Raw genomic sequence first — 8871 nt, 5'->3', positions numbered from 1 at the left:
GGCCGCGGCGCCCCGGCCGATGGCTCGGGGCGCCGACAACTCCTGGGCGGCAGACGGCAGTTGACCGCCGTCCGGCGGGTCGGATCAGTCCGTCGGGCGACGCAGCCGCGCGACGAACTTGTACCGGTCGCCGCGGTAGACCGAGCGCACCCACTCGACCGGCTCGCCGCTGTCGTCCAGCGAGTGCCGGGACAGCATGAGCATGGGCAGGCCCACGTCCGTACCGAGCAGCCCCGCCTCGCGCGGCGTCGCCAGCGAGGTCTCGATGGTCTCCTCGGCCTCGGCCAACCGCACGTCGTAGACCTCGGCCAGCGCCGTGTAGAGCGAGGCGTACTTGACCAGGCTGCGGCGCAGCGCGGGGAAGCGCTTGGCGGGCAGGTGGGTGGTCTCGATGGCCATCGGCTCGCCGCTGGCCAGCCGCAGCCGCTCGATGCGCAGCACCCGGCCGCCGGTGGTGATGCCGAGCAGCCCGGCGAGCCGGTCATCGGCCGTGACGTACCCGATGTCCAGCAGTTGGGACGTCGGCTCCAGGCCCTGGGCCTTCATGTCCTCGGTGTACGAGGTGAGTTGGAGCGCCTGGGAGACCTTCGGCTTGGCGACGAAGGTGCCCTTGCCCTGGATGCGCTCCAGCCGTCCTTCGACGACCAGTTCCTGGAGCGCCTGGCGCACGGTGGTGCGGGAGGTGTCGAACTCGGCGGCCAGGGTGCGCTCGGGCGGGACCGGGGTGCCCGGGGGCATGGTTTCGGTCATTTCCAGCAAGTGGCGCTTGAGTCGGTAGTACTTGGGAACGCGCGCGGTGCGCGTGGGGCTCGTGGGCGTCGTCCCGTTGGCGTTGTCGATCGCGCCGGCGACGCTCTGTGTGATGTCCCCGTCGGTCCCCATGGCGTGACGTCCCGACTCCGATCCTGTTGCCGTCACCGGCTCCTCCGTTACTTCGGCTGGAGGTACGGGGGGTGTCCCCGGACAACGCAGCGCGGCTCACATCGTGGCATGGGCGGGCCCAATGGGGCCCTCATGAACGAGTGGGTAGGCCCCAGGTGTCGGTCCGATAACGGACCTGACAGCGACTCTTATACACCCTTGACACCCCTAAAGGTCTAGGCCAAGCTGCGGGAACTGGTCTAAACCATTAAAGACCAATTCCGGTTCTTTGAGGAGAGTGCTGTGAAGCGTGGGCTCATAGCGGCGACGGGTGTCGCGGCCATGTTGGTGAGCGTCGCGGCCTGTGGGTCATCGGACAGCGACGACAACAAAGGCAAAGGCAAGGACGGCTGGAAGGGCGAGACCCTGACCGTCTGGGCCATGGATGGTTCTACCCCTGATGGCTGGACCAAGGATGTGACCGCCGCCTTCGAAAAGAAGACCGGTGCCAAGCTGAAGTTTGAGATTCAGCAGTGGAACGGAATTCAGCAGAAGGTAACCACGGCACTCTCCGAGTCGAATCCGCCGGACGTCATCGAACTCGGCAACACGCAGACTCCCGCATACGCGCAGACCGAGGGCCTGGCCGACCTCTCGGACCTGAAGAAGGAGATCGGCGCCGACTGGACGGAGACCCTCAACAAGTCCTCCGTCTTCAACGAGAAGCAGTACGCCGCGCCGTGGTTCGGCGTGAGCCGCGTCGTTCTGTACAACAAGAAGATCTGGGCCGAGGCCGGCAACAAGGACATTCCCAAGACGCGTACCGAGTTCTTCAAGGCGCTCGACAACATCGAGAAGAAGACCGACGCCGAGCCCATCTACATGCCGGGCCAGAACTGGTACTTCTTCGACGGCCTCACCATTGGCACCGGTGCCGAGTTGGTGAAGAAGGACGGCGACAAGTACGTCTCCAACATGTCCGACCCCGCGGTCGGCAAGGCGATGGACATCTACAAGCAGTACGCCAAGTTCACCAAGGCCCCCAAGGACAAGGACGAGGCCACCCCGCAGCAGGCCGAGGTCTTCGCCGAGGGCAAGACCGGCGCCTTCATCGGTATGGGTTGGGAAGCCGCCACCGCCATCAAGGCCAACCCGAAGATTGAAAAGGACATCGGCTACTTCACCATCCCGGGTGAGACCGCCGAGAAGCCTGAGGGTGTCTTCCTCGGTGGCTCCAACCTCGCCGTCGCCGCGGGCAGCGACAAGCAGGAACTGGCCAAGGAATTCCTCCGCATCGCGCTCAGTGACAAGTTCGAGGGCCAGCTCGCCAAGGAAGGCGGCGTGATCCCGAACAAGGAGTCGCTCCAGAGCAACCTCAAGGGCAACCCGGCCGCCGAGGCCATGGCGCCGGCTTCCGTGGGTGGCACCACCCCGCTGATCCCCGAGTGGGCCGCGGTCGAGAACACCCCGAACCCGATCAAGACGTACATGACCGCCGTGCTCAACGGCAAGTCGCACGAGGAAGCCGCCAAGTCGGTTGAGGGCGAGCTCAACAAGCGGCTGAGCCAGGACCTCTAGCCGCTAGCCGCTAGATCAACACGCGCACGCTGCCGGGGGATTGGGAGATGCCAACCCCCGGCAGCGCATCGACTACGTCCGGCCAGGAAGAGAAGACGAGCATGTCAGTGCAGACCGAACGTGCGGAGGCGGCGCCGGGAACTGCCGTCCGCAAGAGCGGAGGACCGCCGAGCGGCGGACCCGACGCGAAACGGAAGGGGCTCAGAGGCAACCTCCTGCCGTACGTACTGCTGCTTCCCGCGCTAGCCGTGACCGCGGTGTTCCTCGGCTGGCCGATGGTGAAGAACGGCCTTCTGTCCTTCCAGAACATCAACCGGCGACAACTGATCCTCCGGCTCACCGAGTGGACCGGGGTCGAGAACTACGAAGAGACCCTCAAGAGCGAAGAGTTCTGGCGCGTCGTCGGCCGTTCCATCGTGTTCACCGGCGTCAACGTCATCCTGATCATGGTGGTCAGCACGCTGGTCGGCCTGCTGCTCGCCCGGCTCGGCAAGAAGATGCGGCTCACGCTCCAGGTCGCCCTGGTGCTCACCTGGGCGATGCCGATCATCGCCGCGACCACCGTCTACCAGTGGCTCTTCGCCCAGCGCTTCGGTGTCGTCAACTGGGTGCTCGACAAGCTGGGTTGGCACTCGATGGCCGACTACAACTGGATCGGCTCGCAGTTCTCCGCCTTCTTCGTCATCTCGCTGCTGATCGTGTGGCAGTCCGTCCCGTTCGTGGCGCTCAGCCTGTACGCCGCGACCACCACGATCCCGAACGAGCTCTACGAGGCCGCGTCCCTGGACGGCGCCGGCGCCTGGAAGAGCTTCACCGCAGTGACCTTCCCCTTCATCAAGCCGTTCCTCTTCGCCACGACCTTCCTTGAGGTCATCTGGGTGTTCAAGGCACTTCCCCAGATCTACGCGATCAGCGGCGGCGCGCCCGACCGGCTCACCGAGACCCTGCCGGTCTACGCCTTCGTCGAGGGTGTCGGAAACCAGCACTTCGGTATGGGCGCCGCGATCTCGCTGCTCACCATCCTGGTGCTGCTGGCCCTCACGTCGTACTACCTCCGCATCGTTCTGAAGCAAGAGAGGGACGAGCTGTGAAGCGTTCACTCCTCGGCCGCATCTGGCCCAACGCGACGGCGATCGTCCTGGTCATCGGGTTCGTCTTCCCCGTGTACTGGATGTTCAACACGGCCCTGAAGCCGACCGGTGACATCCTCAGCGAAGACCCCGTCTGGTTCCCGTCCTCGCTGACCTTCGAGCACTTCGACACGGCCGTCCACGCGCCCAACTTCTGGACGCTGGTGGGCAACTCCCTCACCGTCACCCTCTTGGCGGTGGGCCTGTCCCTGCTGATCGCGCTCTGTGCGTCCTTCGCCATCGCGCGGATGCGGTTCAAGGGCCGCCGGGGCGTCATCCTGGTGTTCATGATCGCGCAGATGGCCCCCTGGGAGGTCATGGTCATCGCGATCTACATGCTGGTGCGCGACGCCGACATGCTCAACAGCCTGGTCCCCCTCACCCTCTTCTACATGGTCATGGTGCTGCCGCTGACCATCCTGACGCTGCGGAACTACATCGCCGCGGTGCCCAAGGAACTCGAAGAGTCCGCCATGGTCGACGGCTGCTCCCGGGCCCAGGCCTTCCGCAAGGTGATCTTCCCGCTGCTGGCGCCCGGCCTGATGGCCACCTCGCTGTTCGGCTTCATCACCGCGTGGAACGAGTTCCCGATGGTGCTGATCCTCAACAAGGAGGACCACGCCCAGACGCTGCCCGTGTGGCTCTACAGCTTCCAGAGCAACTTCGGCAACGACTGGGGCGCCACCATGGCCGCCGCCACACTGTTCGCCCTCCCGATCCTGATCCTCTTCCTCTTCCTCCAGCGCCGGGCCGTCGGTGGCCTGACGTCCGGCGCCGTCAAGGGATAAGGCGCCTCCACCGCAAGGGAAACACCGCACGATGACCACCAGCACCGCCTCCGCCCGCACCGACTCCCTCACCCGCGACGCCCTCGCCGTACTCCAGCCGGGATTCCGGGGCACCACAGCCGCCCCCGACTGGCTGCTCCGCAAGATCGACGAGGGACTGGAGTCCGTCGCCCTCTTCGGCCGCAACATCCAGCGGCCGGAGCAGGTCACCGCACTCACCGGGCAACTGCGGGCGGAGCGCGGTGACCTCCTGGTGGCCATCGACGAGGAGGGTGGCGACGTCACCCGCCTTGAGGTGAACGAGGGCTCCTCCTTCCCCGGCAACCTCGCCCTCGGCGCGGTGGACGACCCGGACCTCACCCGCGCCGTGGCGCAGGAGATCGGGCGCCGCCTCGCCGAGTGCGGGGTCAACCTCAACTGGGCACCGTCCGCCGACGTCAACGCCAACCCCGACAACCCGGTCATCGGCGTACGCTCCTTCGGCGCCGCCCCCGACCTGGTCGCCCGGCACACCGCCGCCTATGTGGAAGGCATGCAGGCGGCCGGTGTGGCCACCAGCGTCAAGCACTTCCCGGGACACGGCGACACCGCCGTTGACTCCCACCACGACCTCCCTCGCATTGACGCTGACCGAACCGTCCTTGACACCCGCGACCTGGTGCCCTTCCGGGCCGCCGTCGCCGCGGGCACCAAGGCCGTGATGAGCGCGCACATCCTGGTGCCCGCCCTGGACCCCGATCGACCCGCCACCTTGAGTGCGGAGGCGCTGCACGGGCTGCTTCGCCGCCCCGTGGCCGACGGCGGCTTCGGCTTCGACGGGTTGATCATCAGTGACGCCATCGAGATGAAGGCCATCTCCGCGGCGTACGGTCTGGAACGCGGCACCGTACTGGCCATCGCCGCCGGCGCCGATGCCATCTGCGTCGGCGGCGGCCTGGCCGACGAGGAGACCGTGCACAGGCTGCACGACGCCCTCGTACGGGCCGTACGCGCCGGCGAGCTGAAGGAGGAGCGGCTCGCCGACGCCGCGGCCCGGGTCCGCGCCCTGGGTGCTTGGGCCCGCCTGGGCACCCAGGGCACGGGATCGACCGCGGCCCCGACGGCACCGGCCCGTCAACCGGTCCCCGCGGCCCCCGAGGTCGGCCTCGCCGCCGCGCGCCGCGCCGTCCACCTGACCGTCGGCGAACAGGGCTTCACCTCCCTCACGGGACCCGCCTACGTCGCCGCCTTCACCCCGGTGGCCAGCATCGCCGTCGGCGACGACACGCCGTGGGGCGTCGCGGCCGAACTCGCCCGGCTGCTCCCCGGCACTGAGACCGAGAGCCTCAACCACGCGCGGGTCACGGGCGATGGTGTGCCCGACACGATCGCGCGGGTGTGCGCGACGGCGGGGGATCGCCCCATCGTCGCGGTCGTCCGCGATGTCCACCGACACGGGTGGATGACCGACGCCCTCGCGGCCCTGGTCGCCGCCCGCCCCGACACGGTCGTCGTCGAGATGGGCGTACCCCAGGCCAAGCCGATCGGCGCGCTGCACATCGCCACCCACGGCGCCGCCCGCGTCTGCGGCCTCGCCGCGGCGGAAGCCATCACCGGCAGCACGCCCACCCAGTAACCCCGTCCACTCACTCACCTACCTCTCGTCGATCCGCCCCACCCTGGACAGCGGGCGCCAGTGCACCCGTGGCGCTGGCTCCCCGGCCGTACGGGGCGCGGTGGGAGTGTGGTGGGCGTGGTTCCCCTGTCTCCCTTTGTCTCCCTTGCTCCGGTGCCGGCCTCGGCGCCGGAGCAAGGTGCGTTATGCGAGGGACCCGCGGAGTATCGAGGATCGGTCGGGGCGGGCAGCCCCTCACCCGCCCTGCCCAGCGCGTGCCCCGCACCCCGCTGCACCCCAGCACGTGCCACTGCCTCTGCTGAAACCCCTGGCTCGCTGGTCCCGTAACTCGCTGGACCAATGACTCACTGAACCACTGGAAGAACCGGCGACCGGCGACCACGGCGAGCGCCCGACGGCTTACAGCAGTGCACCTCCCGTAGCAGCGATCCAGTGGCCGGTGACCCAGCGGCTGTCGGACGAGGCCAGGAAGCCCACGATGTCCGCCACGTCATCGGCCTTGGCCACCCGCTTCAGGGGGGACGCCTCGGTGACGCTCGCCCATGCCTCCGGGTCGTCCCGCAGCCAGGAGGCGTTCATGTCGGTGTCCACCACACCGGGCGAGACCGCGTTCACCGTTATCCCGCGGGGGCCCAACTCCTTGGCCAAGGTGGTGGTGAGGACGTCGATGGCGCCCTTGGACATGGAATAGGCGATCAGATTTGCTTCTGCGCCACCCCGCGTCAGCGACGTCGAGATGTTGATGATCCGGCCCCCGTCGCGCAGCCGCGACAGCCCGAGCTTGGTGATGAAGAACGGTGCCCGCGTGTTCACCGCGAAGGTCTGGTCGAACCCCTCGCGCGTCACGCCCGCGATCGGCTCCTGCGACTCCACGATGCCCGCGTTGTTGACCAGGACGTCCAGCCCGTCCGCGTGCTCGTCGAACGCGGCCCACAAGGTCTCGGCATCGTCCGGCACGCCCAACTCGGCGCGCACCGCGAACGCCTCGCCGCCCGCCGCCGCGATCGCGGCGACCGTCTCCTTGGCCGCCGTCTCGTTCCGCCCGTAGTGCACCGCCACTCGGGCGCCGTCCCGCGCCAGCCGCTCCGAGATCTCCCGCCCGATGCCCCGGCTACCCCCGGTGACCAGCGCCGTCTTGCCACTGAGCGCGCCCATGGCTACGCCCCCCTCTTTCTGTAGGAGTCGATACAGAAGAACCGTAGCACATTGCGTAGTGACCGCTATAGAATGTGTCCATGGCTACCACGAATGAGGGAAGCGAAGGGGCGGTGAGGCGCGGCAGACCCCGCTCCTTCGACCGGGACGCGGCGCTGCGGGCCGCGACCATAGAGTTCTGGGACCGCGGTTACGAGGCGGTGTCCATCGCCGACCTGACCCGGGTGATGGGCGTCAAGGCGCCGAGCTTGTACGCGGCCTTCGGGGACAAGAAGACGCTCTTCGAGGAGGCCATCGAGGCGTACGTGCGCGAGTTCGGCGGCTTCATCGACCGGGCCCTGGAAGAGGAGCCGACCGCGCGCCAGGGCGTGGCCCGCATGCTCCACGAGGCCGCGACCTGGCACACGCTGCCCGGCTACCCCCGCGGCTGCATGCTGATCAGCGCGGCGGTCAACTGCACCGTCCAGTCCGCGGAGGTCGCGCAGGACCTCACGGAGCGGCGTCGGGAGGGCGTCACGGCGCTGGAGCGGCGCATCGCCGCGGACGTCGAGGCGGAGATACTGCCGCCCGGCACCGATGTGCACGGCCTCGCCGTCTACGCCACGGCGGTGCTGCACGGCATGGCCCAGCAGGCCAGGGACGGTGCCGACCAGGAGACCCTGGAGACCGTGGCGCGTACGGCGATGCTGGCCTGGCCGCAGCAGAATGACGGCGCGGCGCCCGAGCAGGGGCGGATACGGGCCGATTGACGCGCGGCACCCGTCGCGTGGAGCGGGCGAGCTGCCGCTCCGAACCGGCCCCGACGCACCTCGCCCAACCATGCCCGCCGCGCGGCCCCAGCCGTGCCCCGCCCCGCGGCGTCGAAGCGTGCTGCCCGTACTAAGCCCCGAAAACCGACACCCCACCCGCCACCCCGAACGGTCACGCTGGGGGACGGGAAAGGGGCCCAGCCGAGGTGAGTCGACATGCGGCAGGGGATGGTCTTGGAGGCAGCAACCGGACCGAAAAGGTCTACGCCTGCGGGGAGGGCCCAGTAATCTGACGTGCATGGAATGCTTCGCCGCCTGGCGTATCCGCCGCTGAGGTCTCGCTCGCCTCTTTCTTCTCCGTGAGCGAGACCGTCGATGCCTGTTTCTCCGGTTGTCGACTCCTCAGAGAGAGACGCATTTCATGATCATTCGCAGCTTCGAGCCGCGTGACCTTCCTCGGCTGATCGAGCTCACCATCGAGACCTTCGGGCCCTTCTACGAGGACTCCTTCCGGCCCCTGGTCGGCGAAACCGTCTTCACCCGGCAGCACGGCCAGTGGCGCGAGGACTACCGCACCCTTCTCGCCACACTTCATGCTCCGGAGCACCACAAGTACGTCGCGGTCGCGGACCTCGACGGAGAGACCGTCGGTTACGTGGGCTGTGAGGTCGATCCCGCCCGCGAGCACGGGACCATCAGCATCCTCGCCGTCGATGCACACCGCCGGCGCGACCACCTAGCCACCGAGCTGTGCGAGCACGCCTTCAGCCACATGCGGGCCCACGGAGCCGTGTACGCCGAGATCGGAACCGGCGGCGACGAGTTCCATGCCCCGGCCCGAGCGCTGTACGAAAGCCTCGGGTGCACCAAGCTGCCCCTGGCCGTCTACTACCGCGAGCTGTAGGCCGGCACCCAGCCGAGGCGCCGGCCGTGCCGCAACAGTGTCCACGGCCGGCGCCTCAAGGGGGCGGGATGGAGGACGGTACGGGGCCCGA

General features: G+C 68.3%; 8 protein-coding genes. 6 read left to right on the top strand and 2 right to left on the bottom strand.

Annotation, left to right across the window (positions count from 1 at the left end; translation table 11 throughout):
• Positions 1-84: 84 nt before the first annotated feature.
• Positions 85-882 (bottom strand): GntR family transcriptional regulator, encoded by a 798-nt coding sequence (locus ACMA1D_RS04860; RefSeq protein WP_414722603.1) that lies wholly within the window; start codon positions 880-882, stop codon positions 85-87.
• A 282-nt stretch (positions 883-1164) separates the two neighbouring features.
• On the opposite strand from ACMA1D_RS04860, the gene ACMA1D_RS04855 reads away from it, so the two are divergent.
• The 4 genes from ACMA1D_RS04855 (at position 1165) to ACMA1D_RS04840 (ending at position 5972) form a co-directional block, all read left to right on the top strand.
• Positions 1165-2439, top strand: a complete 1275-nt coding sequence (locus ACMA1D_RS04855) for an extracellular solute-binding protein (RefSeq protein WP_414722602.1) — start codon at positions 1165-1167, stop codon at positions 2437-2439.
• A 101-nt stretch (positions 2440-2540) separates the two neighbouring features.
• Positions 2541-3530, top strand: coding sequence for a carbohydrate ABC transporter permease (locus ACMA1D_RS04850; RefSeq protein WP_414722601.1), 990 nt, complete (start codon positions 2541-2543; stop codon positions 3528-3530).
• Complete coding sequence (locus ACMA1D_RS04845; protein WP_414722600.1) at positions 3527-4357, top strand: carbohydrate ABC transporter permease; 831 nt, start codon at positions 3527-3529, stop codon at positions 4355-4357. The genes ACMA1D_RS04850 and ACMA1D_RS04845 overlap by 4 nt, the downstream gene beginning before the upstream one ends.
• A 31-nt stretch (positions 4358-4388) precedes the next feature.
• A complete protein-coding gene (locus tag ACMA1D_RS04840; protein WP_414722599.1) occupies positions 4389-5972 on the top strand; it encodes a glycoside hydrolase family 3 protein in 1584 nt (527 codons plus the stop codon).
• Positions 5973-6371: 399 nt separating this feature from the next.
• Here ACMA1D_RS04840 and ACMA1D_RS04835 read toward each other — a convergent pair whose 3' ends face one another.
• Entirely contained in the window at positions 6372-7127 is a 756-nt protein-coding gene (locus tag ACMA1D_RS04835; RefSeq protein ID WP_414722598.1) for an SDR family oxidoreductase, read from the bottom strand.
• An 80-nt stretch (positions 7128-7207) separates the two neighbouring features.
• Between ACMA1D_RS04835 and ACMA1D_RS04830 the strand changes: the two genes are divergently transcribed.
• Together ACMA1D_RS04830 and ACMA1D_RS04825 are read left to right on the top strand one after the other, a co-directional pair.
• Positions 7208-7876: a TetR/AcrR family transcriptional regulator gene (locus ACMA1D_RS04830; RefSeq protein WP_414722597.1), complete on the top strand. Its 669-nt coding sequence runs from the start codon at positions 7208-7210 to the stop codon at positions 7874-7876.
• Between the two features lie 421 nt (positions 7877-8297).
• Positions 8298-8780, top strand: coding sequence for a GNAT family N-acetyltransferase (locus ACMA1D_RS04825; RefSeq protein ID WP_414722596.1), 483 nt, complete (start codon positions 8298-8300; stop codon positions 8778-8780).
• Positions 8781-8871 lie beyond the last annotated feature (91 nt).

Source organism: Streptomyces sp. 796.1, from assembly GCF_047525675.1.
GTDB lineage: Bacteria > Actinomycetota > Actinomycetes > Streptomycetales > Streptomycetaceae > Streptomyces.
This window is presented reverse-complemented; position numbering and strand designations above follow the sequence as displayed.

Excerpts from the sequence above, each read along its gene's own strand:
- ACMA1D_RS04860 (WP_414722603.1), bottom strand. The coding sequence starts at position 882 with ATGGGGACCGACGGGGACATCACACAGAGCGTCGCCGGCGCGATCGAC.
- ACMA1D_RS04825 (WP_414722596.1), top strand. The coding sequence starts at position 8,298 with ATGATCATTCGCAGCTTCGAGCCGCGTGACCTTCCTCGGCTGATCGAG.
- ACMA1D_RS04830 (WP_414722597.1), top strand. The coding sequence starts at position 7,208 with ATGGCTACCACGAATGAGGGAAGCGAAGGGGCGGTGAGGCGCGGCAGA.
- ACMA1D_RS04835 (WP_414722598.1), bottom strand. The coding sequence starts at position 7,127 with ATGGGCGCGCTCAGTGGCAAGACGGCGCTGGTCACCGGGGGTAGCCGG.
- ACMA1D_RS04840 (WP_414722599.1), top strand. The coding sequence starts at position 4,389 with ATGACCACCAGCACCGCCTCCGCCCGCACCGACTCCCTCACCCGCGAC.
- ACMA1D_RS04850 (WP_414722601.1), top strand. The coding sequence starts at position 2,541 with ATGTCAGTGCAGACCGAACGTGCGGAGGCGGCGCCGGGAACTGCCGTC.